We start from the raw sequence: 26,094 nt of genomic DNA, 5'->3' as shown, positions 1-26,094 counted from the left end.
CTTTTTTAGTATCAAAATAAAGTAAATTTGCTTATTATAAGGTAGAAATTAATAGAAAAAGTAAGAATTTTATTAATTATATTATTTATCCTAAACATTTTTTAAAAAATACGACACTATTATTAGATAAGCTTACTATTATAAATATGTAGACTAAAAATACTTGCAAGTATAAGTCCTACTATTATTTTTATAAATTATTTTTATAAGTTATTAATAAGACTATTAATTTAATGGGAGAGATTTATTGTATGGTTAGTAAAAAAACAAGAAAAATAGTAGCTAAAAGAATTATATCGGCAACAGCCATAGTATCACTTTCGATTGGAATGCTTCTTCCGGGAATAGGTACAATAGAAGCAAAAGCAGTAGAAATGAATAAAAGTGTCGTAAGTGAAAATGCCCAAGAAGGAAAAAGAAATGTCATGTATTATGGAGATTGGTCTATTTGGGGCGGACAAGGAAATTTCTATCCTAAAGATATACCAGCTGATCAATTAACACATTTAAATTTTGCTTTTTTAGATTTTGATGGAGAAGGAAATTTAGTTTTTACAGATAAAGATGCTGCAGTAGGAGCACCAGTTGGTCAACCAGGAGTTCAATGGGGAGCTGCAAATGCAGGAGTTTTATCAGCATTTCAAGATTTGAGAGCACAAAATCCTAATCTGAAAATTGGAGTTTCTTTAGGTGGATGGTCAAAATCAGGGGATTTTTCAAGGGTTTGTGATAATTCACAAAAAAGAGCTAAGCTTGTAGAAAATATTATCAAATTTATAGAATATACTAATATGGATTTTGTAGATGTAGATTGGGAATATCCAGGTTCAGTACGTCAACCAGATTTAGTAGACAATAAAAATGATGAGGGTACACCTAATGCTACACCTAAAGATAAAGAAAATTATATATTGCTATTACAAGACTTAAGAAATGCATTAGATAAAAAAGAAAAAGAACTAGGAAAAGAATATGAATTATCAGTAGCAATTCCTGCTCCAAAATCAACTCTTGATAAGGGAATTGATATAAAAAGATTATTTGAAGTAGTAGATTTTGCTAATATAATGACCTATGATATGAGAGGTGCATGGGATGATACCAGTGGTCACCAAACAGGATTGTATTCAAATCCAAAGGACCCATTGGCAAGTCAAGGATTAAGTGTTAATGATAGCGTTAAATATCTAATAAGCCAGGGCGCTAAGGAAGATAAGATAGTTGTAGGAGCTGCATTTTATAGCCGTGGATGGGAAAAAGTATCAAAAGGTCCTGATGGTAAAACACCAGGATTATTTGGAAAAGCTGAACAGATATCAAAAGATGCAGATCAAAGCCCAAGTCGTGGAGCAGTAAATGAAGCGCCATTAAAATCAGGTGAAGGTGGAAGACGTGGAGGCGTATGGTCATATCGTAATTTAAATGAGATAAAGACTAAATACCCAAATATAAAAGAATATTGGGATGATGTAGCTAAAGCACCATATCTTTATGATGAAACTACAGGGGTATTCTTCACTTATGAAAATAAAAAATCAATTGGAGAAAAGACATCTTATGTAAACAATAACAATTTAGGTGGAGTTATATCATGGATGGCATCTGAAGATGCACCAACCAATAATGGAACTAAACGTGATGAACTAACAAAGACTATTAAAAATGGTTTATTTGGAAGCGAAGCATTGCCAGATCATCAAATAAAGTATGCAGATTTGAATGTAACAGCAACTATAAAACCGTATAAAGAGTCATGGGGATCTAGTGGCGGTTATGAAATAACAATAAAAAATAACGAAACAACAAATGAGTCCGGAGATGTTATGAGATCTGTTGAAAAAGCAGCAGAAACAATTAAATTCCCTAAATTATATATAAAAAGTGATGAGAAATTAACAGCAGGTGATTACTTGGCTGGTACAGTAACACAAGAAAACGGATACACTGTTGTTGATCTTGAAGCTGTATATGATGGTAAAACAATAGATCAGGGTAGGAGTTATACGTTTAAATTAAAATCTAATGTAGCACCAACAGATGCTAAAGGAATAAAAAATATAGGATTGTCTCAAAGAATGACATCAAAGGGTGCTGAACTTGGAAGACAAACTATATACGGAGAAAGTGTTACACCACCAGAAACAAATTCTAAACCAGTATTAAATGGAGTTGTAGATAAAGAAATCAAAGTTGGTGATAGCTTTAATCCAATGGAAGGTGTAACTGCTAAGGATAAAGAAGATGGCGATTTAACTAAGAATGTTAAGGTTACAGGAAATGTAGACACAACAAAAGCCGGAGAATATAAACTAATATACAGTGTAGCTGACAGTAAAAATGAAACTACAACAGCGGAAAGAAAGATAATTGTAAAAGAAGATAATACAACCGTACCAAAATATGATTTTAGTGTTGGTCAAGGTATAGAGTGGCCTAAACAAGTGAATTGTCCATTTATAGATATGGTTGCATGGGTTACAAAACCAGGCTATACCAATAATGGAGCTGCAAATTTAGTTAAAATTTCTAATGATAGTGGTGTTAAATACTTTAACTTAGGTTTTATACAATCTACAAATAACACTATAAAAGATGGAAAAGTTCAATGGGGTTGGGGTGGATACTCTGTTTTAAACGAAGAGCATAAGGATAATACCCAATACCAAGGAATTAAAAAATCAATAAAAGAATTACGTGATTTAGGTGGAGATGTTACAATCTCATTAGGTGGATTAAATGGTATAACATTTTGGGAAGTGACACAGGATGTAGATGTTTTAGTTAACACTTATAAAGAAGTAATACAAGGATATGGGCTAACAAGGCTAGACTTAGACATTGAAGGTGGCGCTCAAGATAAAGCTAAAAATATTGCTAATGCTAAAGCAATTAAAAAGGTTCAAGATGAGTTAGGAACTGATATTGTTTTAACTCTTCCAGTATTACCAAGCGGTTTAACTCAAACACAATTAGATGTAGTTGAAGCATATCTTACTGAAGGAGTAGATATTAAAGTTGTAAATATTATGACTATGTGCTATGGTAGTGGAACTTTATTACCAGGTGAAAACTATGGAACAGGTTCTGTAAGAGCTATAGATAGCACTAAAAATCAATTAAAAAATTATTATAAAAGATTTGCAAAAGTAGAATTAACAGATGAGCAAGCATATGGAAAAATTGGTGCAACTCCATCTATTGGATTTGAGGGAAGTGCTCATCCTATATTTACTACAGAGTGGTCTAAGTTAATAGTTGATCATGCAATAAAAACAAAATTGCAATGACATCATTTTGGTCTATGAATAGAGATGCTATGTTAGAATCTAATTCTGGAGTAAAAAGTCAATATGAATTTACTAATATATTTAAAAAATTTGGAAGCGAAGATGATGGTGAGGTAGATCCACCAACAAATACTGCACCAACTATAACTGGTGTAGAAAACAAAAAAATATTTGTTGGAGAAACATTTGATCCAATGAATGGTGTTAAAGCTAATGATAAAGAAGATGGAGATTTAACTAGCAAAGTTAAAGTTACAGGCACTGTTGATACTAATACAATAGGAACGTATAAATTAGTATATACAGTGGAAGATAGTGAAGGACTAAATGCCAAAAAAGAATGTATAATAACTGTTGCAGAAAAACCTGAGATACCAGAGGATACTTTTGACCCTAAAAAAATATATGTAGAAGGCGATACAGTAATATATAAGGGTGAAAAATATAAGGCTAAATGGTGGACTCAAGGTGGTGTGCCAGAAAATAATATGGCATGGGAAAAAATAGTTGAAAAGAATCCGGATGGTAGTGTAGATTATGTACCTGGAGGCATTTATGTAGAAGGGGATATAGTTGTATACCAAGGTAGTAAATATAGAGCTAAATGGTGGACTAATTCAGTACCAGGTAGCGATGAAACGTGGCAATTAGTGGGTTAATAAAATTAATAAGGAGTTTGTTGAAAAGCTAGCTGATAAAAGTTAGAGGGGCAACAGCTCCTTTTTCTTGAGTGAAAATTAAGTTTATATACAAACTATTTATTTTAAAATTAATAATAATTTTCTTTATAGATAAATAATAAAAAAAGTTTTTAAATTATAAAGAAAAAATATGTAATATAATAAAAAATTAAATAAAGACAGAATTTATATTATTATACTTTCAGCGCAATAAAACTAAAACTTTACAAAATATTAAGGAATCATATATAAATTTTAGATTTAAAAATAAATTTTTAATATTTTATAAGGATACTTACAAAATATTGCGTTATATAAGTACATTTATTGGAGTTTTGTAATATTATAAAAAGTAGATATAATTTGACGATTTTATAAATAGGCATCTTAAAATAACTATTACATCGTCAAATTTACTAATTCATATTAAAAATAAATATAATTATCACTTGAATATGATAAGACATTTATTAAAAATAAATGTTTTATAGATTTTTAAATTATACTAGTACATTGCAAACATTAGAGACTTAAACTAGCAAGTAAATGCATAAAAGTACTTTAGATTTAACAAGTTAAGATATGTAAGTTGAAATTAAATTTTTTCAACTTTGTAATTATAAATTTATATTTAAAATAGAAGTAAAATAAATTTATAAGTATTATGAGAATAAAAGTTACTTCTTTTAAAATATTAAGGATGCCTTATTCTAGGAGTGATATTCATGAAAAAGGATGGGACACTGGAGTTATTTCTTATGTTATTACCATTTTGTAGTGATGTAGATATAACAGTGGGAAAAAATAATAAACTTAAGATAAAGGCAGATTTAAAATCGTTTTATATAAAAAATATATTATATAAGGAATATGATGTTCCATATTGCGTGTTAAAGCAATATGAAAAAGAACTCAGTAAAGTTCCACTATATCTTTTACAATATTATAATTATTATGAAGTTAAAATGTATATTACAAAAAAATCTATAAGAAATATAGTTAAAAATGAAATAGGTTACGATTTAGGAAGTATGGATATAGGAGGCGCTTTTATTAATTTACCGCAATATTTAAAAGGGTATGTTTCAACTAGATATTATGGACATCATTATGTTTTGCTTCATGAGCTTGGGCATGCTATAGATGCTATAGAGAAATTTTATGGCATGGGACTTGAGCCTTCCTTAAGTGATATATTTAAAAAAATATATAAAGATGAACGTGCTAAGTTATTTAATAAGCAAGGGTTAGTTTATGCTCAAACAGAAAAAGAATATTGGGCTCAATGTTTTGCATTGTATAATATAGATGAAGAAAAATTAAGAAAATTAGCACCTAGAACTCATGGATATATGAAATTAATATTAGAAAGTATAAAATTAAGAATGAAAAATAATACGGATAAAATTGCCGGATAAAATAGAACTAAAGCATCTTTTAATAAGAAAAAATTAAAAGATGCTTTAACTATATACAATTATAAAAAAATGGCGTTATACTATAGATATATTTTACTATTATGAGGTGAAGTTATGGAAAATAAATTTAATTGTTTAATATGTGGTGAAGAGTTAGAATACTTTGATGAAAGTAAAGAAATGGAGTGCTACTTTTGCAAGAAAAAATTTAGCTCTAATGCAAGTTGTAAATCAGGGCATTATGTTTGTGATAGTTGCCATAGTTTAGGTGCTTTCGAAATAATAAAAGAATATTGCTTAAAAAGTAATAGTATTAATCCAATGGAAATGGCATTAGATTTAATGAAACATCCATCAGTTAAAATGCATGGACCAGAGCATCATTATTTAGTTCCAGCAGTATTAGTTACAGCTTATTTAAATTCCATAGGTGATAGGACTAATTTAGAAAGGCTACTTAATGAAGGTGGGAAAAGAGCTAAAAATGTTTTAGGAGGATTTTGTGGATTTTATGGTGCTTGCGGTGCTGCTGTAGGTACTGGAATTTACATAAGTTTAATATTAGGCGCAAGTCCATTGTCAGAGGAAAAATGGGGATTATCAAACTTAATAACAGCTAAAACATTAGAAAAAATAGCATCTTTTGGTGGCCCTAGATGTTGTAAGAGAGATACTTTTTTAGCTTTAGAAACTGCTGTCGATTTTACTAAAGAAAAATTAAATGTTCAACTTGAAAAGAAAGAAAATTTAAAATGTAATTATAGCAAAATAAATGATCAATGTTTAAAAGATAGATGTAAATTTCATAAATAATAAGAAAAACTAGCATAATAAATTATTTGTAAATTTATTATGCTAGTAAATAATTTAAACGTTAGTTCCTATATTGTTAATAACAATATAAATTATTTTGTAGTTCACAAGAATCATCGCTAGTTGAAAAGGATACTTTAATATTTAAAGGATACTCTTTAATTAAAAGTTCTTCAAAAATATTTGTAGCTAATTCAGTATAATTTCCATAAAGGTCTGATAAATTACTATTATAAAATTGAACTACATTTTTATTTATTATTACTACAATTTGACCAATCATATCCTCTTGTTCTGCAAGCAATAACCCATCTGTTATAATAACACCATTAAATAATCTATTAGAATGAAGAGCTATGCAAAATATTGATGCAATATCATCAATTGTATAATTGGACAAAGGACCAACGGTAATTTCATTATTGTCTGAATCTAATATGATTACATTAACAGTTACATCTTCTACTTTATATTCTTTTGAAAGTATCGCCCTCAAGGCTTTAGCTTTGTTTATGCTACGATATACTTTTATTTTTAAGGTGTAATTGCCATCTTCCAAAGGTATAAGATTACTTACTTCAACATAAGGATCTTTACCTATAGTATAATAGATTTTATCTCTAAGTGTGTTCCAAGAAGGAGATTGTGTTGGGAAGTTCATAAGATTCACCACTCAAATTAATAAATATTAAACTTTTTATATATTAAAAAGTTCTACTTGAGGAATTTAAGAATTTAAATATTTATTTTGCATTAAACAAATTTTAAATCTGTATTCATTAAAAAGCTTGTCCAACATTTGCAATTAATGAATTAAGATGGGAATTTGGATTAAAATAGTTTAATGCTATTATTTTGATATTTAAAATTAGATTACAATATAGTATATAAAAAAAGCTGTTATAATGTGATATCTTAATTTTACAGTTAATAAATGCAAATAAAATATTATAAATTTATTTAAATAAGATATAGGGTTCCAAATTAATGTTTTATCAATAACTAACAGATTATTTTAGTTAATAACTATATTTGTACTTATTTTTCTTAACTTATAACAAAAATTTGATGTGTAAATTTAAGTTGGAGCTTGTTAAAAAAGTATAATTAAATTCAATTAGGAAATATATTTATATGATAAAAAGCATGTAAAAATGTGGTTTTATAATTTAGTTGATAAGGAGTGATAATGTGAAATCTATTGCAGTTATAACAGACACAAATGCTAGACTAGCAAATTTTCTTCGAGAAAACTTAGAAGAAGTGTTAGGTAATAAAATATCAATAAATAATTACTTTCTTAATACAATAAATAATAATTTAAAAATAGATGATGAAATAGTTCTAGTAATGATAAAAGAAAGAGCCTTTGAAATAAAAAAACATATAAAAGGTGATGCTAAAGTTATAGTTATTAAAAGAACAATAGAAGAAGAAGCTATGATGAAAATATTTAGCATACCTAAAGGTACTGATGTATTAGTAGTTAATGATAATAAAGAAACAACATATGAGATTGTAAGCTTTTTTTATGAATTAGGAATAAATCATATAAATTTAGTTCCATATTATGATGGTAGAGATTATAGTAACTTTAAAGTTGCAATTACACCAGGTGAAAGTAAATCAGTTCCTACATCTGTAAGAGAAATAATTGATGTAGGCGATAGAAAAATCGATGTGTCCACTTTTATAAAAATAATAAGTTTTTTAGATGTAGAAGAGGAGAATAACAAATTAATACATAGCAACCTTATCAAATATTCAGAGAGATTAGTAAATGTTGATATAGGAGTAAGAGATAAATATAAAGAATTATTTTTGAAAAATGAAGAATTAGATACTATTATAAATTTATCTAATAACGGAATAATATTTACATCACTAGAAGGAAAAATAAATATTTGTAATGAAAAAGCAAAAAAAATGTTAGGAATCTATAAAGATATAATAGGAAAAAATATAAATGATATTCTAGATAAAAAATTACTTAGTTTATTAAATGAAGATTGCTTAGAAGATGAGGTAATAGAATTTAATAATAAGTTTTTAAGTGTTAATAAGTGTAAAATAACAAGCTTTGGATTAGAAACAGGAATATATTATCATATTCAAGAAATTACATATATACGTCAATTAGAACAAAATTTAAGTAAAAAAATAAGAGAAAAAGGACATATAGCAAGATATAATTTTAATAATATAATAACTAATTCTAAACCAATGCAAGAATGTATAGAACTTGCTCTAAGAATTTCATTATCAGATTTAACTGTATTAATATTAGGGGAAAGTGGGACTGGAAAGGAACTTTTTGCTCAATCAATACACAATAATTCTCTAAGAAACAAACAACCTTTTATTGCAGTAAATTGTGCTGCTATGCCAGAAAATCTATTAGAAAGTGAATTGTTTGGGTATGAGGCTGGAGCTTTTACAGGAGCATTAAAGGAAGGAAAAAAAGGTTTGTTTGAGCAAGCTAATAATGGAACTATTTTTTTAGATGAAATAGGTGATATGCCGTTATATCTGCAAACTAAACTTTTAAGGGTGTTACAAGAGAGACAGCTAGTAAGGGTTGGATCAAATAAAGTTATAGATATAAACATAAGGGTTATTGCTGCAACTAATCAAGATTTATTTAAATTAGTAAATGAAGGTAAGTTTAGAGGGGACCTATATTATAGATTAAACGTTCTTCCTTTAAATATTCCACCATTAAATGAAAGAAAAGAAGATATATTGGATTTACTTATATATTTCATGAATAGGGATATAAAGTATGTAGATCCACTAGTAAAAAAGGAATTATTAAATCATACATGGCCAGGAAATGTAAGAGAACTACAAAATCTAGCTTCATATTTGTCTCTTATGTGCAATGATAGAATAACAATAAATGATCTACCTTATTACTTTAATGTGGAGCAAAAAAGAGATGAATTTGATGAAATAGAAAGTTTTTTAGAAAATAAGTATAGTTTTAAGATTGTATATGAAATATTAAAAGAAATAGAATTTTTTAATAGTATAAAAGAAAATGTTGGAAGAAATAATTTAGTCAAAATTTTAAGTAAAAAGAAATATGAAGTGACAGAGAATGAAATTAGGAAAATTTTAGTGGATTTAAGTAAATTTAATCTTGTCGTTAGTGGAAAGGGCAGAAAAGGTAGCAGTATAACAGAAAAAGGTAAAGAATTTTTGAAAACAATTAAAAATAGGTAAGTAAATAGGTGAGTTGAGAATAAAAACTCACCTATTTATTTACCTATTTTTATTATGGATTATTTTAAATTATAAATCTTTTCTAATTATTACATGAAAAATGTATATATAAATGCATTTATTTAACTAGATTTAAAAGTTGGCATGATTTTTGCTCATATAAATTATTGTAGGGGAATTTTTTAAAATTTAGTTTAGGAGGACAATTTAATGAACAAAAGACCAATTATAGGCATCTCAGGAAGTATGATTATAGACCAAGGAGGCATGTTTCCAGGATATAAAAGATCTTATGTAAATAATGACTATGTAAAAGCTGTTATAAATGGAGGCGGAATACCACTTATCATACCAATGAATATGGATGATGAAATTATAGAAGCTCAAATAAGCATGGTAGATGGATTAATTTTATCAGGAGGACATGATATTGATCCATTATTATTTAATGAAGAACCACATCAAAAATTAGGTGGAATTTATCCAGATAGAGATAAGTTTGATTTTTCAATAATAAAAAAGGCAATGGGTAAAAAAATGCCTATACTTGGAATATGCAGAGGACATCAAGTTATAAATGTAGCTAATGGTGGAAGTTTATATCAAGATTTAAGCTTAATTGATGGATGTTATATAAAACATAATCAAGGTGAATTATCAGATGTAAAAACTCATACAATATCCATTGAAAAAAATTCAGTATTAAATCAAATTTTAGGTGATGTTACATGTTGTAATTCATTTCATCATTTAGCTGTAAATAAGGTTGCACCAGGTTTTAAGGTAGTAGCTAGATCAAAAGATGGGGTAATTGAGGCTATAGAAAGGATAGAAAAACCTTTAGTTATGGGAATTCAGTGGCATCCAGAAATGTTAGCTGGTGTAGATGAAAATATGTTAAACATATTCAAATATTTTATAAAAGAATGTAAATAAGGAAAAATAATTAAAGGATGAGGTGAAGTTTTTCTATGAGCAACAAAAAAAAGATAGGCTTTTGGAGTATTGTATTGCTTGGAATTAACTCAATTATAGGATCAGGAATATTTTTGCTTCCTAATCAAGCAATGGAACTTATAGGACCAGCTAGTTTAGGCGTAATATTATTTGATATGCTATTAGTAGTTAGTATAGCATTATGTTTTGCAGAAGTTGGTGGAATGTTTAGTAAAAATGGGGGACCTTATGTTTATGCTAAAGAAGCCTTTGGAAGTTTTGTAGGATTTGAAGTAGGATTCATGAAATGGGCTATAGGAATTATAGCTTGGGCAACAATGGCAGTTGGATTTGTTACAGCATTATCAGCAGTATGGCCAGCAGCTGGTGAAGGTATGATGAAAAATATAATAATTATAGTAATTTTAGGCGGACTTGGAATAATAAATATATTAGGTGTTAGTATTTCAAAAATTTTAAATAATATAATAACTGTAGGAAAATTAGTACCTTTATTTATTTTTATAGCAGTAGGAATATTCTTTATAAAAGGATCTAACTTTAATCCAGTATTTCCAAGTGGAGTATATCAAGGCGGTTCATTTGGAGCAGCAGCACTTTTAATATTTTATGCATTTACTGGATTTGAATCTATAGCAGTTGCAGCTGAAGATATGGAAAATCCAGAGAAAAATATACCAAAAGCAATAATAACAGTAATGATTATCGTATCAGTAGTATATCTATTAATTCAAGCAGTTTCTATAGGTATATTAGGTGAACAATTAGCACTAACTAAAACTCCAGTGGCAGATGCTTCAGCAGTATTTTTAGGTTCATGGGGTGGAATATTAGTAACAGCAGGTACATTAATTTCAATAGGTGGAATTAATATAGCAGCATCATTTATTACACCAAGAACAGCAGTAGCTTTAGCAGAAGATGGATTATTACCTAAGTGCTTAAACAAATATAATAAAAAGGGAACACCGTACATAGCAATAATAGTTACAGTTGCATTAACTATCCCAGTTGCATTATCAGGAAGCTTTACTAAATTAGCGGCGATAAGTGTTGTATCAAGATTTGCACAATATGTTCCAACTTGTTTATCAGTGCTAGTTTTAAGAAAGAAAAGACCAGATTTAAAAAGTTCATTTAGAATTCCATTAGGACCAGTAATTCCAATTTTAGCAGTAGTAGTAAGTGGATGGTTGTTAGTTCAATCATCAATGGAAAAAATATTATGGGGGCTAGGTGGATTAATTATAGGAGTGCCTATATATTTATTAATGGTTAATATGAATAAAAAAGAAAAATAATAACTTAGAAAAAGTAGCTTAAAAATCAGCAAATTATTATTTAAAATAGGATTTTAAAAATATATAGCTGTCTTGAAATAAACTTAAATTTCAGGACAGCTTTTGTCATAATAATAAATTACTAGAAGTTTCTTGATTAATTTTTATAAGAATTTATTAAAAAATTATAATATTATCAACAAATATTGTATAATTGTTTTGTATTCAATTTAAAAACAAAAGAATTATGGTGGTGATGTTAAGTGTATAATTTAAACTTAGAAAAAGTTAACATAAAAAAAGAAATATATAGAGAAGAAGTTGAAACATTTTTAAATAAGTTTGATTTAGAACTAGATAAAGATGTAGATTACACTGTTGTTATTAGAGTAGATGGCGAGATAAAAGCTACTTGTTCTAAGGGTGGAAGTATATTTAAATGTTTTGCTGTAGATGATGATTTAAGAGGTGAAGGGGTATCGGCAACTTTATTAAATGCAGTAAATGATAAATTGTTTGAGGAAGGTAAGTATCATAGTTTCATATTTACTAAACCAAATAATGTAGCAATTTTTTCAGGTCTTGGATATAAATTAATAGAAGAGGTTGAAAAAGTAGCGCTATTAGAAAATGGGGTTTATAATATAAATTCTTGTTTAAATAAAATTGGTGATAAATACGATTTAAAAAATAATATAAAAAAAGCAGCACTAGTTATGAACTGTAATCCATTTACTTTAGGTCACTTATATTTAGTTGAGAAAGCTGCAAGTGAAAATGAGGAAGTTATTGTATTTGTTGTAGAGGAAGATAAATCTCTATTCCCATTTAAAGTTAGATATGATTTAGTGAAAAAAGGATGCGCTCATTTAAAAAATGTAAAGGTAATTCCTGGTGGAGAATATATAATATCATCTGCTACGTTCCCATCATACTTTATAAGGAAAAAAGATGAGGTTTTAAAAGCATATACTAATTTAGATGCAAAGATATTTGGAAAATATTTCTGCAAAGAATTTAATATAAATAAACGATATGTAGGTGAGGAACCATATTGTGTGGTAACTAAATCATACAATGATACATTAAAAGAAATATTACCAACTTTTTTAACAGATGTTATAGAAGTAAAAAGAAAAGCAGAAGATGAAATTCCTATAAGTGCATCTAGAGTTAGAGAACTTATAAGAGAAGGAAAAATGGATGAAATAGAAAAAATAGTACCAAAAACAACTTTTGAATTTTTAAATAGTGATGATGCTATTGAAATTATAGAAAAAATAAAAAATAATAATACGCCACACTAAAGAAAAATTCATGTTTGTTTAATATTATAGTAGCTTTAAATAATAGACGAGTTTCTTTTTTGGTCCATAGGTTCTGCTAAAAATTACTAATGGCAGAACCTATTTGCGATACAAGATTACTTTTTATTTTAGTCTATTATTTTTTTACGTGTCCAAAGATATAGGGAAACAAGCTCCATTTAGGATTGAGTTTAGAACTCTATAGTATCTTATATAAAAATATTTTAGGGAATGAGGAATTTAAAGTGACAAAATTAAAAAAAATTATGAGTGTGATTCTAATATCTACAGTGGTAGGTACATTAGTAGGATGCGGTAAGCAAGATGCAAAAAATACTGAGGAAGAAATAACTGTATCTGCTGCCGCAAGTTTAAAAGAAAGTTTAGAAGAAATAGAGCCAATTTTTGAGAAGGAAAGTGGAATAAAAGTTACTTTTAACTTTGGCGGATCAGGAACCCTTCAAAAACAAATAGAAGAAGGTGCTCCAGTAGATTTATTTATTTCAGCAGGAAAAAAACAAATGGATCAATTAGAAAATAAAAATTTAATAGTTAATGATAGTAGATTGGATTTATTAAAAAATGAATTAGTTTTAATTGTTTCTAATGCAAATAAAGAAGAAATAAAAAATGTTAATGATGTTATTTCAAAAAATAAAGATATGTCAATAGGAACTGTTGAATCTGTGCCAGCAGGTCAATATGCAAAAGAAGCACTTACAAAATTAAATCTATGGAATCAAATTGAAAATAAACTGATATATTCTAAGGATGTAAAACAAGTAGCATATTATGTTGATAATAACGAAGTAACATCAGGTATAGTATATAAATCAGATGCGATGGAATTAAAAAACTCTTACATAGCTGAAACTTTTGATGAAAGCACACATAGTCCTATTGTTTATCCATGTGCCCTTATTTCAAATAGTGAAAAAAAAGAAAGTGCTGAAAAATTTATGGAATACTTAAAGGAAAAAGAAAGTATGAATATATTTGAAAAGCATGGATTTAATATTAATAAGTAGGTGTAGACATGATATTGGAGCCAATAATAATATCGCTTAAAGTATCAAGCATATCTACTTTGATTACATTAATGTTAGGTATATTTTTAGCTAGAATATTTACAAAATACAATTTTAAAGGAAAAGATATTTTAGAAACAATTATAATGCTACCTATGGTATTGCCACCTTCTGTTATTGGTTATGGTTTATTAATGATTATTGGTAGTAATGGAATAATTGGAAAAATATTTTTAGAACTTTTTAATAAAAAACTTATATTTAATATAACAGCAGCGTGTATTGCTTCAACTATTGTAGCATTGCCATTAATGTATCAAAGTGTCAAAAGTGCATTTTTAAATATAGATATACTTTATGAAAATGTAGCAAGAACTCTTGGAGCAGACGAGAGGACTATATTTTGGAAAATATCCTTTCCTTTAGCATTTCAAGGAATAATAAGTGGTATAGTGTTAGCATTTGCAAGGTCCATAGGTGAGTTTGGGGCTACTCTTATGGTAGCTGGAAATATACCAGGAAAAACTCAAACAATACCTCTAGCTATATATTTTGCAGCAGAGGGTGGAGATAATAAGACTGCAAATATTTTAATGACTATAGTAATTGTATTTAGCTTTATAATTGTTTACGGATTGAATAGATGGAGCAAATCTAAAAAATATTAATATGAAAAATTTAATTTAGGAGCATTAAAATGAATTATATTGAAATATTTAAGAAGTTAAACTACTTTGATTTAAATATAAAAATAAAATTAGATAAAGAAATATTAGTTATACAAGGTCCATCTGGTTCAGGAAAGACTAGTATATTTGATTGTATAAGTGGAATAACAAATCCGGATAAAGGTGAAATAATTTTGAACGATAAAATAGTATATTCTAGTGAAAAAAATATAAATTTGCCAATAAAGGATAGAGGCGTTGGATATGTATTTCAAAATTATGGTCTATTTCCTCATATGACGGTAAAAGACAACATTATGTTTGGCGTGAAAAACAATAAAAACTGCCAAGTTGATGAAAGTCATGGTGAATATGTAATGGAAATTTTAAAAATAGATCATTTGAAAAATAGGTATCCAAAAGAAATATCTGGAGGAGAAAAACAAAGGGTAGCTTTGGCAAGAGCTTTAGCAATAAAACCTAATATTATGATTATGGATGAACCATTTTCAGCATTAGATAGTAAAACTAAGGAGCTAGTGTATAAAGAGTTTTTGGAATTTAAAAAAGTATGTGATGTGAGCATAATACTAGTTACCCATGATACATATGAAGCTAAGCTTTTAGGTGATAGAATAATCAACATAAAAGATGGAGCATTAATGTGAAAATTTTCAGTATAAAACATCATTTATGAATAGTAAAAATGTGTATATATTTATCGAAAAAACTATTATTATGTTGAATTATGAGTTTTATATAAAATGTGAGTTAAAAATGGCAAATTATCATTAATATTATAGTTTGACTGTGCAAATATGATACTCTAGAATGATATTATAATGAGATATTTTTTACTTTTTTATAGTAAGAATATAAAAAACACAACAAAAGGAGAATTTTATGGAAAAGAAAATACTAACTGTATGTCCATATTGTGGCGGAGGCTGCCAGCTAAATTTGGTAGTTAAAGATGGACAAATAGTAAGAGCAGAAGCAGCCAACGGTAGAACAAATGAAGAAAATTTATGTCTTAAAGGATATTATGGATGGGATTTTTTAAATGATCCTCAACTTTTAACTCCAAGACTAAAAAAACCTATGATAAGAAAAAACGGTGAATTAGAAGAAGTTTCATGGGATGAAGCTGTAAGATTTGTAGCAGAAAGATTATTAGCTATAAAAGCTAAATATGGTCCAGATGCTATTATGGGAACAGGTTCAGCTAGAGGACCAGGAAATGAAGCAAACTATGTAATGCAAAAATTTATGAGAGCAGTAGTTGGAACAAACAATGTAGATCACTGTGCTAGAGTGTGACATGCTCCTTCAGTAGCCGGTCTGGCTTACTCATTAGGAAATGGTGCAATGTCTAACGGAATACCAGAAATAGAAGATACGGATTTATTATTTGTATTTGGTTATAATGCAGCAGATTCACATCCAATTGTTGCGAGAAGAATTGTTAAGGCAAAGGAAAAAGGGGCAAAAATAATATCAGTGGACCCTAGACTTACAGAAACAGGAAGAATATCAGATTTATGGTTAGCGTTAAAAGGTGGCACAAATATGGCACTTGTTAATGCATTTGGTAATGTCTTAATAAATGAAAATCTTTATGATAGAGATTATGTAGAAAAATATACTAATGGATTTGAAGAATATAAAAAACAAGTAGAAAAGTATACTCCAGAATATGCTGAAAAAATAACAGGAGTAAAAGCTGATGATATAAGAAAAGCTATGAGAGAATATGCAAAAGCTAAAAATGCTATGATTCTTTATGGAATGGGTGTTTGTCAATTCTCACAAGCTGTAGATGTAGTTAAAGGATTAGCATCTCTTGCACTTTTAACAGGAAATTATGGAAGACCTGGTGTTGGAATAGGTCCAGTTCGTGGACAAAACAATGTACAAGGTACATGTGATATGGGAACTCTTCCAGACGTATTCCCAGGATACCAAAAGGTTACAGATGATGCTGCAAGAGAAAAATTTGAAAAGGCTTGGAATGTAAAGCTTTCAAATAAGCCAGGACATAAGTTAACAGAAATACCTCACTTAGTTCTTCATGAAGATAAAATAAAAGCTTATTACATATTTGGAGAAGATCCAGTTCAAAGTGACCCAAATGCAGCAGAGGTAAGGGAAACTTTAGACAACATAGATTTAGTAATAGTACAAGACATATTTATGAATAAAACAGCGCTTCATGCAGATGTTGTTCTTCCAGCAACTGCTTGGGGAGAACATGAAGGGGTTTACTCTAGCGCTGATAGAGGATTCCAAAGATTTAGAAAAGCTGTTGAACCTAAAGGTGAAGCAAAACCAGATTGGCAAATTATCTGTGAAATAGCTACAGCTATGGGATACCCAATGAGCTATAAAAACACAGAAGAGATTTGGGATGAAATGAGAAGTCTTTGTCCAAGCTTTGCAGGAGCAAGTTATAAACGTCTTGAAGAATTAGGTGGAATTCAATGGCCATGCCCAACTGAAGACCATCCAGGAACACCTTATCTATATGAAGGAAATAAATTTTCAACTGAAAATGAAAAAGGAAATTTATTCGCAGCTGAATGGAGAGCTCCAGGTGAAATGCCAGATGAAGAATATCCACTAAGCTTATCAACAGTAAGAGAAGTTGGACATTACTCTGTAAGAACTATGACAGGTAACTGTAGAGCTTTAAAAGAGTTAGCAGATGAACCAGGATATATTCAAATAAGTGCAGAAGATGCTAAAGAGCTTAATATAGAGTCAGAAGAGTTAGTTAGAGTAACATCAAGAAGAGGTAGCATACTAACTAGAGCTTTAGTTACAGAAAGAGTAAAAAAGGGTGCTACATATATGACTTACCAATGGTGGGTAGGTTCTTGTAATGAATTAACAAGTGACTTTGTTGATCCAATAACAAAAACACCGGAATTTAAATATTGTGCAATTAAAGTAGAAAAAATAGAAGATCAACAGTGGGCTGAAAACCACGTAAAAGAAACATATGATAACATAAAAAAACAAATGGGTGTTTCTAAAAGTTCATAAACTACATTATTAGTTAAAAGCTTATATAAGTTGTAAATATAAGGTTCTAAACTAAGTTTGAAAGTTATTTATTTATCAAGTGAGAAAATTCAAGTTAATATTTTAGTTAAGAGTTAAGGGTTGTGGTTATTACTTCTTATCTTGTTCATAGTAATGTTTGATTCAAAAAAACAGGGAGTAAAGTTTTATTCATAATTATAAATTTCTTCAACTCTTACCTTTTAACTATTAACTAACTTAATTTGTACTTATTTTCATCAAGTGATAAAAATATTTGTTTAAATAGGAGCTTTTCTCCTATGAATATATAGGTAAAATTGTTAATTAATTAACTTTGTAATTTAGTTTTATATGAAAATATAAAACTAATAAAAATCAGCTTAGGAAAAGACTTAAGATTAAAATGTTATAATATTTCATTTTGAAAGGATAAAAATATGATTACTATAGAAGAAGCATTGAAAATAATTAAAGAAGAAACAAAGATTATAGGATTAGAAAGAGTAGATATTATATCATCACTTAATAGGGTTTTAGCAGAAGATATTTACTCAAAGGATATTCTACCACCTTTTGATAAGTCTGCTATGGACGGCTATGCTATAAAGTTTGAAGATACTACAGTATGTGAAAGTGGAATCAATGCAGAGCTTGATATAGTAGGATTAATAAGAGCTGGAGAGTATTACGAAGATGAATTAAAACAAGGTCAAGCTATAAAAATTATGACAGGAGCACCAGTACCTAAGGGTGCTAATGCAGTAATACAAATTGAAAAAGTAGAATGTAAAGAAAACAAATTAATAATATCTGATGTTGTTAAAAAAGATACTAATATTATAAAAATGGGTGAAGAAATAAATGTTGGGGATTTAGCAATACCAAAAGGGAAAGTTATAAGACCTACTGAAATAGGTTTTTTAGCATCTCTAGGCTATAGTAAAGTTTTAACTTATAAAATTCCTAAAATAGCAATAATATCAACTGGTGATGAATTACTAAACATAGATGAAGCTCTTGAAAAAGGGAAGATAAGAAATTCTAATGAATATTCACTTATGGCTTTATGTAAAAATTTAAATTTAGAGTTTATATCTTTAGGTATAGCATCTGATAAAAAAGAGATTTTAAAAGGAAAAATCACGGAAGGCTTAGAAAATGCAGATATAGTAATTACATCTGGTGGTGTTTCAGCTGGAGATTTTGATTTTGTTGAAGATGTCTTAGAAGAAATAGGCGCAAAAATTAATTTTACATCAGTAGCAATAAAGCCAGGAAAACCAGTAACTTTTGCGACAATTAAAAATAAATTCTTTTTTGGCTTACCAGGAAACCCATTATCTCTTATAACAACTTTTGAAGAGTTTGTAAAACCAGCTATTAAAAATATAAGTGGATTTAATAAAATTGAAGATGATATGATTTCTGTATTAGCAGCAAGTAAATTTAAAGCAAAAAACAATAGAAGAAAATATATATATGTAAACATAACTGAAAAAGATGGAATATATTATGCTAATGATTTAGGAAATCAATGTTCAAATCATCTTATGACTATGAGTAAAGCTAATGGAATAATAATTATGAATGAAGATGTAAGAGAAATAAATATAGGAGATAAGGTTTATGGAAAATTTATCTTTAAATAAGAAAGTATATCCTAAAATTATTTCTATAGTTGCAACAAAATCAGGAACTGGTAAAACAACTTTAATTGAAAAATTAATCCCAATTTTAAAAGAGAAAAATTGGAAGGTTGGAGTTTTAAAACATGATGCACATAAGTTCGAAATGGATAAAGAAGGTAAGGATACTTATAGATTTGCACAGGCTGGAGCAGACAATGTTATAATTTCATCTTCTACTAAATTAGCAATGATACAGACTTTAAAAGAAGAGAGAACTATTGAGGATATATTACCTCTTTTTAAAGATGTTGATTTAGTTATAGTAGAAGGATTTAAAAATAATAAATATCCTAAAATTGAAGTGCACAGAAATGTTGTAGATAACAACTTTTTATATAATGATTTAAACTTTAAAAAAGATACATTTATAGCATTGGCTAGCGATGAAGAGTTAGAGGTGGATATACCAGTTTTAGATATTAATAACCCAATGGAAGTAGTTAAGTTTATTGAAGATAAAATAATAAATGAAAAATAAATTTTATATAGCGGGGTAATTATGAATAAAACTTTAGATTATACTGTTTCAAAAATAGATAATGGAGAAAAAACTTCTTGTGAAGAACTATTAGTTTGTGAATATCCAATGACTATTTTTTTAAACAATAAAAAAATAGCAACACTTTTATGTAGTCCAGAAAATCTAGAAGAGTTAGCTATAGGCTTTTTAAGAACAGAAAACCTTATAGATAGTATAAAAGATATTACATCTTTAAAATTAGATATGAATAAAGGAACTGCATATATAGAAACAAATTTAAAAGAAATAAATACTAAAAATTTTCAAAGCAAAAAAATAAAGTTTCAAAATAATAATGTTTTAGTTGAAGAAAATATAGAAAAATTTTTAGATTCACTTTGCTGTAATCCAGTAGAAAGTGAACTTGCTATAGAAATAGATAAAATTTTTGAGTTTATGAAGGAAAACCTAAATTATTCTGAAACATTTAAAAATACTGGTGGAGTACATAGTATAGCTCTAAGTGACAGAGAAAAAATATTAGTTATATGTGAGGATGTAGCTAGACATAATGCTATGGATAAGACTATAGGTTATGCACTAAAAAATGAAATATCATTAAAGGATAAGATAATGATACTTAGTGGTAGGGTTTCATTGGAAATGATATTAAAAGCAGCTAGGATGGAAATTCCAATTATCATATCAAAATCAGCACCAACTACATTATCAGTAAGTCTTGCAAATAAACTTAATATAACTTTAGTTGGTTTTGTTAGAAAAAATAAAATGAATATATATTCTAATGGTCAAAGGGTAATAGAAAGTAATTTAATAGTTAAATAGAAATAAATATACTTGAAAGGTGATAAAATTTATGAAAACTGCACTTAATTCTTTTGTTGTAGCTAATCCAAATAAATGCATAGGATGCAAGGTTTGTGAAGTAGCATGTTTTGTAGCACATAGCAAAAAAAATAATGTTAGTGGTGTTGTTGGAACAATTAAAACTCCAGTTACACCAAGACTGCATAATATAAAAGTAGGAAAGGTAACAATGCCAATTCAATGTAGACATTGTGAAGATGCACCATGTGCAAATAGTTGTCCAACATCAGCGATAAAGCAAGAAGATGGAATAATAATTATAGATGAAAAAGCTTGCATAGGTTGTAAAAGCTGTGTTTTAGCATGTCCATTTGGTGCTATAGAATTAATGCCAGAATATAAAAATGGTGAAGAAGTTTTACAAAGTAACTTAAAACAATATATAGAAAATGAATTAGAAAGCAAAAGTAAAATTATAGCTTATAAGTGTGATTTATGTAAAGAAAATGGAGAGGCAGCCTGTGTGAAAGCTTGTCCTAAAGATGCGCTAACACTTATAACTCCAAAAGAAACAAAAAAAGCTCGTAATTTAAAGGCAGTGGAAAGCCTATCAAAAATTATAAATAATCAAAAATAAAATTTATTTATATGTAAAACCAATTCATATAATTATTCTTATTTATAAGAGTGGAGGATCGATTGATGAATATAAGCTTAATTAACATAGATAAAGAGCTTTGTACAGGATGTAGACGTTGCGCTGAAATATGTCCTGTAAATGCTATAGAAGGAATTTCTGGAGAACCACAAAGCATAAATACAGATAAATGTGTTTTATGTGGACAATGTATACAGACTTGTAGTGTATATGCGTCTGAGTTTCAAGAAGAAATAGCAAGTAAAGAAGAAAAGCTAAAAGAAAGAAAAATGCTTGATACAGTTACTGAACCTATTTTTGCAGCATATAGCTTAGGACAAGTTATTGAGGTAAAAGAAAAATTAAAAGATAAAAATCTTTATAAAATTGTTCAATGTGCTCCAGCAGTTAGAGTAGCATTAGCAGAAGAATTTGGAATGGAGTTTGGAGCATTAACTCCAGGTAAATTAGCTAAGGCACTTAAAGTATTAAATTTTGATAGAGTATATGACACTAATTTTGCTGCAGATTTAACTATAATGGAAGAAGGTAGTGAGCTAATAGAAAGAGTTACAACAGGAAAGAATCTTCCGATGTTCACATCTTGTTGTCCAGCATGGGTAAAATTTGCAGAAGATACATATCCAGAACTTTTAAATCATTTATCAAGTTGTAAATCTCCACAACAAATGGCAGGAGTTTTATTTAAAACGTATGGTGCAAAAATTGATAAAGTAGAACCAAGTAAAATATATAGTGTAGCTGTAATGCCTTGTACATGTAAGCAGTTCGAATGCGATAGAGAAGAAATGAACAGTAGTGGATATAGAGATGTAGATTGCGTTATAACTACTAGAGAATTAGCTCATTTAATAAAAGAGAGTGGTATTGATTTTGCTAATTTAGAAGAAGATACATTTGATACTCCATTAGGAACTTATAGTGGAGCTGGAAACATATTTGGAGCTACTGGTGGAGTTATGGAAGCTGCTATAAGAACTGGCTATGAACTTATAAGCAAAAAAAGCATTCCAAAGCTAGAGCTTAATTTTATAAGAGGATCAGAAGGAATAAGAACAGCTACAGTTGATGTTGATGGATTAGAATTAAAAGTAGCTGTAGTTTCAGGTCTTAAACATGTTTCTAAAGTTATGGAAGATGTTAAGCTAGGAAAATGTGATTATCATTTCGTAGAAGTAATGACTTGTCCAGATGGATGCGTAAGTGGTGGTGGACAACCTAAACTACTTTTAGAAGAATATAGACAAGTTGCATATAAAAAGAGAAAAGAATCACTATATAATCATGATTCAGCATTGAAAATAAGAAAATCTCATGAGAATCCTGATATTAAAAAGATATATGATGAATTTTTAGAAAAGCCGTTAGGCCATAAATCACATGAACTTTTACACACTAAATATGGTATGAGAAGGGAGAAGAAATAATGAATACTTTTGTAGTAGCAGATCCTAATAAATGTATAGGATGTAGAACTTGTGAGGTTGCTTGCGTAGTTGCACATTCACAAGAGAACATATTTACTCAAGAAAGCAATGATGTAGATTTTAACCCTCGTTTAACTGTTATAAAAACTGCAAATGTAAGTGCACCAATTCAATGCAGACACTGTGAAGATGCACCATGTGCAAATGTATGTCCTAATGGATCAATAACAAATAAAGATGGTGTTATATTTATAGATAAAAGTACTTGTATAGGTTGTAAGACTTGCGTTATAGCATGTCCATTCGGAGCTATAGATATAGTTGAAGAATATAAAAAAGGGGAAAAAGTTTTACAAAATGGATTAAAAGTTAGTGACGATAAAAATGTAGAATTTAAAGAAAAAATGATAGCTAACAAGTGTGATCTTTGCATAGGAAGAGAAGGCGGTCCTGCTTGTGTTGAAGTATGCCCAACAAAAGCATTAAGAATTATAGAAGCAAAAGAAATAGAAAAATCTGTTGAAGCTAAAAGAAGTCAAGTTGCTCTTGAACTTATGAATGTAGTTAAATAAGAAAACATATTGAAAAAGATGTACACTGCTATTTTTAATTATTAAAATTAGCAGTGTCATAAATTTTAGTGTTAAATTTTCCTAAGAATAATTTATATGGAAACAAGCTCGTATTTAAGTCTAATTTACAAGGAGGAGAAATATGTTTAAAGTTGCCATTATAACCTGTAGTGATAAAGGATATGAAAATAAAAGAATTGATGATAGTGGAAAAGTTATAAAAGAGATAGTGGAAAGTGTAGGATACACTGTAGAAAAATACATAGTACTTCCAGATGATAAAAATATGATTTCGAATGAACTTATAGAATGTAGTGATAACCTTAATGTGGATTTAATACTTACAACCGGTGGTACAGGATTTAGTGAGAGAGATGTTACACCAGAAGCAACATTAGAGGTTGTAGATAGACTTGCTCCTGGAATATCAGAGGCTATTAGAGCATATAGCATGACTATTACTAAAAGAGCAATGTTATCTAGAGCAGTTAGTGGAATAAGACATAAAACTTTAATTATAAATCTTCCAGGAAGCCCTAAAGCAGTTAGAGAATCATTAGAGTACATAATAAAATCATTACATCATGGATTAGAAATTCTCACTGGTAAGGCAAGTGAATGTGCTAGATAATTGTTAAGCGGTGAAAGATATGAATTCAAAATTAAAAAATAAAGATAATAATTACATAAATATAGCAAATACAGCTATAATACTTGCTGGTGGAAAAAGCTCTAGAATGGGGTTTGACAAACAGTTTTTGGAAATAAATAATAATAGATTAATAGATTCATTAGTTAAAAAGTTAAAAAATGAATTTGAAGAAATTATAGTTGTTACTAATAAGACAGAACAATATGTTGAAAAGGATTATAAAATTATTAGTGATGAAATAAAAGATTGTGGGCCTTTAGGTGGTATACATGTAGGGCTTAAAAATAGTAATAGCAAATATACATATTTTATTGCCTGTGATATGCCTAACATAAATTTAGATTATATAAAATTTATGAAAAGTAAAATAGAAAAGTTAGAATTAGATGCATGTATAACTAAAAGTAAGAATGGAAAAATCGAGCCTTTTAATGGATTTTATTCTAAAAAAGTTATAGATGTTATAGAAAAACAAGTTTTAGAAAAAAAGTTAGCAATATCTTATCTTATTGATAATGTTAATGCAGTTTATATAGATGAAAAAGATGCAAAATATTATAATGATAGTTTAAATATGTTTATAAACTTAAATACACAAAAAGAATTAGAAACTTATACTGAGAATTTAAAAAAACTCAGGAAGGGAGAGTTTGATGATTGATTCATTTGGTCGTAATATAAATTATTTAAGAATATCTGTAACGGATTTATGTAATTTAAGATGTAAGTATTGTATACCGGAGCAAGGAATAAATAAAATAGATAATAAAGAAATTTTAACACTAGAAGAAATAGAAGAAATAACAAAGATATTTGTTGAATTAGGAGTAACAAAAGTAAGAATAACTGGAGGGGAACCTCTAGTAAGAAAAAATGTTCTAAAGTTGATAAAAAACATAGGAAGTATTGAAAAGATAAAAGATTTTTCTATAACGACAAATGGAACATTATTAGAAGATTTCATAGAAGAGTTAAAAGCTTTCGGGGTAAATAGATTAAATATAAGTTTAGATACTTTTAATGAGGATAAATATAAGTATATAACAAGAGGTGGAGAGCTACAAAAAGTTTTAAATGGTATAGAGAAAGCAAAACAAATGGGGATTTCTCCTATAAAATTCAATGTGGTCTTAGTGAAAGGCTTTAATGATGATGAAATTAAAGATTTTGTAAATTTAACTATTGATGAAGATGTACATGTTAGATTTATTGAACTTATGCCAATAGGTCAGTGCAAAAATTGGTCTTTAGGTAAATTTATATCTAATGAAACAATATTAAGCAAAGTTAAGGGGTTAGAGGAAGATAAAAGTGAAGATATATCATCACCAGCGAAATACTACAAATTACCTAATGCTAAAGGTAAAGTAGGTCTTATAAGTTCTATATCATGTAATTTTTGTAAAGATTGTAATAGAATTAGACTTACCTGTGATGGTAAATTAAAACTTTGTCTTCATTCTGATGAGGAAATTGATTTAAAAAACCCTTTAAGAAATGGTGAAGATGTAAAACAAATAATTATTAATGCTATAAATAAAAAACCACAAAGACATAACTTAGAAGATGGTGAGTACATAAATAGAAATATGGTAGCTATAGGAGGATAAAAATGGAATTTACGCATTTTAATGAAAATGGAAGAGCTCATATGGTAAATGTAGGTGGAAAAGATGACACAAAAAGAATAGCTACAGCTGTGGGCTCTATAAAAATGAATAAAGAAACAATAAACATAATAAAAAATGGATTAATAAAAAAAGGTGATGTTTTATCTGTTGCTCAAATAGGTGGAATAATGGGCGCTAAAAAAACATCAGATTTAATTCCTATGTGTCATAATATATTTTTAACTGGTGCAGATATAAAATTTAATGTATTAGATACAGAGATAGAAATAGAAGCTACAGTATCTACTTATGGGAAAACAGGAGTTGAAATGGAAGCACTAACAGCAGTATCTGTTACAGCACTTACTATATACGATATGTGTAAAGCAGTAGATAAAGACATGATTATAGGTGAGATAAAACTTATAAAAAAAACTGGTGGTAAGAGTGGAAATTACGAAAGAAAATAATATATACATATAGAGATATTT

Annotated in this window: 23 protein-coding genes; 22 read left to right on the top strand and 1 reads right to left on the bottom strand. The window is 28.3% G+C overall.

The annotated features are described in order from the left end of the window. The first annotated feature begins 251 nt into the window (after nt 1-251). The 4 genes from CSGHG_RS24895 to CSGHG_RS11210 all read left to right on the top strand — a co-directional run bounded on the left by CSGHG_RS24895 (nt 252) and on the right by CSGHG_RS11210 (nt 6,198). Nucleotides 252-3,287 (top strand): glycosyl hydrolase family 18 protein, encoded by a 3,036-nt coding sequence (locus CSGHG_RS24895; protein WP_010295140.1) that lies wholly within the window; start codon nt 252-254, stop codon nt 3,285-3,287. Continuing rightward, nucleotides 3,284-3,946, top strand: coding sequence for an immunoglobulin-like domain-containing protein (locus tag CSGHG_RS24255; protein WP_010295138.1), 663 nt, complete (start codon nt 3,284-3,286; stop codon nt 3,944-3,946). Before CSGHG_RS24895 ends, CSGHG_RS24255 begins: the two co-directional genes overlap by 4 nt. Nucleotides 3,947-4,692: 746 nt before the next feature. Next, on the top strand, nt 4,693-5,385 hold the full coding sequence (locus CSGHG_RS11215) for an anthrax toxin lethal factor-related metalloendopeptidase (protein WP_010295135.1): 693 nt from the start codon (nt 4,693-4,695) through the stop codon (nt 5,383-5,385). 114 nt (nt 5,386-5,499) lie between these two features. Further along, entirely contained in the window at nt 5,500-6,198 is a 699-nt protein-coding gene (locus tag CSGHG_RS11210) for a DUF5714 domain-containing protein (protein WP_010295132.1), read from the top strand. A 76-nt stretch (nt 6,199-6,274) separates the two neighbouring features. On the opposite strand, the gene CSGHG_RS11205 is transcribed toward CSGHG_RS11210, so the two are convergent. Then, the gene (locus tag CSGHG_RS11205; protein WP_010295130.1) at nt 6,275-6,859 is read right to left on the bottom strand and encodes a hypothetical protein; all 585 of its coding nucleotides are present in this window, start codon (nt 6,857-6,859) and stop codon (nt 6,275-6,277) included. A gap of 530 nt (nt 6,860-7,389) precedes the next feature. Between CSGHG_RS11205 and CSGHG_RS11200 the strand changes: the two genes are divergently transcribed. The 18 genes from CSGHG_RS11200 to moaC all read left to right on the top strand — a co-directional run bounded on the left by CSGHG_RS11200 (nt 7,390) and on the right by moaC (nt 26,073). Then, nucleotides 7,390-9,423 carry a sigma-54 interaction domain-containing protein gene (locus CSGHG_RS11200; protein ID WP_010295127.1) on the top strand — a complete coding sequence of 678 codons (2,034 nt, stop codon included), beginning with the start codon at nt 7,390-7,392 and terminating at the stop codon, nt 9,421-9,423. 210 nt (nt 9,424-9,633) lie between these two features. Then, nucleotides 9,634-10,359 (top strand): gamma-glutamyl-gamma-aminobutyrate hydrolase family protein, encoded by a 726-nt coding sequence (locus CSGHG_RS11195; protein WP_010295124.1) that lies wholly within the window; start codon nt 9,634-9,636, stop codon nt 10,357-10,359. 35 nt (nt 10,360-10,394) lie between these two features. Continuing rightward, a complete protein-coding gene (locus CSGHG_RS11190; protein ID WP_010295122.1) occupies nt 10,395-11,681 on the top strand; it encodes an APC family permease in 1,287 nt (428 codons plus the stop codon). Nucleotides 11,682-11,923: 242 nt separating this feature from the next. Then, nucleotides 11,924-12,967, top strand: a complete 1,044-nt coding sequence (citC, locus tag CSGHG_RS11185; protein ID WP_010295120.1) for a [citrate (pro-3S)-lyase] ligase — start codon at nt 11,924-11,926, stop codon at nt 12,965-12,967. A 266-nt stretch (nt 12,968-13,233) separates the two neighbouring features. After that, nucleotides 13,234-13,995, top strand: a complete 762-nt coding sequence (modA, locus tag CSGHG_RS11180; protein ID WP_042316384.1) for a molybdate ABC transporter substrate-binding protein — start codon at nt 13,234-13,236, stop codon at nt 13,993-13,995. Nucleotides 13,996-14,003: 8 nt separating this feature from the next. Then, nucleotides 14,004-14,663: a molybdate ABC transporter permease subunit gene (gene modB, locus CSGHG_RS11175; RefSeq protein ID WP_010295116.1), complete on the top strand. Its 660-nt coding sequence runs from the start codon at nt 14,004-14,006 to the stop codon at nt 14,661-14,663. A 29-nt stretch (nt 14,664-14,692) separates the two neighbouring features. Then, nucleotides 14,693-15,331, top strand: a complete 639-nt coding sequence (locus CSGHG_RS11170) for an ATP-binding cassette domain-containing protein (RefSeq protein ID WP_010295114.1) — start codon at nt 14,693-14,695, stop codon at nt 15,329-15,331. A 235-nt stretch (nt 15,332-15,566) separates the two neighbouring features. Further along, nucleotides 15,567-17,708 (top strand): formate dehydrogenase subunit alpha, encoded by a 2,142-nt coding sequence (gene fdhF, locus CSGHG_RS11160; protein WP_081496306.1) that lies wholly within the window; start codon nt 15,567-15,569, stop codon nt 17,706-17,708. Nucleotides 17,709-18,145: 437 nt separating this feature from the next. Next, nucleotides 18,146-19,357, top strand: a complete 1,212-nt coding sequence (locus CSGHG_RS11155; RefSeq protein ID WP_010295113.1) for a molybdopterin molybdotransferase MoeA — start codon at nt 18,146-18,148, stop codon at nt 19,355-19,357. Continuing rightward, nucleotides 19,335-19,874 (top strand): molybdopterin-guanine dinucleotide biosynthesis protein B, encoded by a 540-nt coding sequence (gene mobB, locus CSGHG_RS11150; protein ID WP_010295109.1) that lies wholly within the window; start codon nt 19,335-19,337, stop codon nt 19,872-19,874. Before CSGHG_RS11155 ends, mobB begins: the two co-directional genes overlap by 23 nt. Before the next feature lie 21 nt (nt 19,875-19,895). Then, nucleotides 19,896-20,702, top strand: coding sequence for a formate dehydrogenase accessory sulfurtransferase FdhD (gene fdhD, locus CSGHG_RS11145; RefSeq protein ID WP_010295105.1), 807 nt, complete (start codon nt 19,896-19,898; stop codon nt 20,700-20,702). 31 nt (nt 20,703-20,733) lie between these two features. Continuing rightward, the gene (locus CSGHG_RS11140; protein WP_010295102.1) at nt 20,734-21,321 is read left to right on the top strand and encodes a 4Fe-4S dicluster domain-containing protein; all 588 of its coding nucleotides are present in this window, start codon (nt 20,734-20,736) and stop codon (nt 21,319-21,321) included. Nucleotides 21,322-21,386: 65 nt separating this feature from the next. Further along, complete coding sequence (locus CSGHG_RS11135; protein ID WP_010295100.1) at nt 21,387-22,769, top strand: [FeFe] hydrogenase, group A; 1,383 nt, start codon at nt 21,387-21,389, stop codon at nt 22,767-22,769. Beyond that, nucleotides 22,769-23,341 carry a 4Fe-4S dicluster domain-containing protein gene (locus CSGHG_RS11130; RefSeq protein WP_010295098.1) on the top strand — a complete coding sequence of 191 codons (573 nt, stop codon included), beginning with the start codon at nt 22,769-22,771 and terminating at the stop codon, nt 23,339-23,341. Before CSGHG_RS11135 ends, CSGHG_RS11130 begins: the two co-directional genes overlap by 1 nt. A 142-nt stretch (nt 23,342-23,483) precedes the next feature. Continuing rightward, on the top strand, nt 23,484-23,972 hold the full coding sequence (locus tag CSGHG_RS11125) for a MogA/MoaB family molybdenum cofactor biosynthesis protein (protein ID WP_010295097.1): 489 nt from the start codon (nt 23,484-23,486) through the stop codon (nt 23,970-23,972). Between the two features lie 19 nt (nt 23,973-23,991). Further along, the gene (locus CSGHG_RS11120; RefSeq protein ID WP_010295095.1) at nt 23,992-24,654 is read left to right on the top strand and encodes a molybdenum cofactor guanylyltransferase; all 663 of its coding nucleotides are present in this window, start codon (nt 23,992-23,994) and stop codon (nt 24,652-24,654) included. Further along, entirely contained in the window at nt 24,647-25,603 is a 957-nt protein-coding gene (gene moaA, locus CSGHG_RS11115; protein WP_010295093.1) for a GTP 3',8-cyclase MoaA, read from the top strand. Before CSGHG_RS11120 ends, moaA begins: the two co-directional genes overlap by 8 nt. Further along, the gene (moaC, locus tag CSGHG_RS11110) at nt 25,600-26,073 is read left to right on the top strand and encodes a cyclic pyranopterin monophosphate synthase MoaC (protein WP_275934978.1); all 474 of its coding nucleotides are present in this window, start codon (nt 25,600-25,602) and stop codon (nt 26,071-26,073) included. The genes moaA and moaC overlap by 4 nt, the downstream gene beginning before the upstream one ends. Nucleotides 26,074-26,094: the final 21 nt, after the last annotated feature.

This window comes from Clostridium senegalense JC122, from assembly GCF_000285575.1.
GTDB lineage: Bacteria > Bacillota > Clostridia > Clostridiales > Clostridiaceae > Clostridium_J > Clostridium_J senegalense.
Note: the sequence above shows the minus strand (reverse complement) of the source record. Positions and strands in the feature narration are given on the sequence as shown.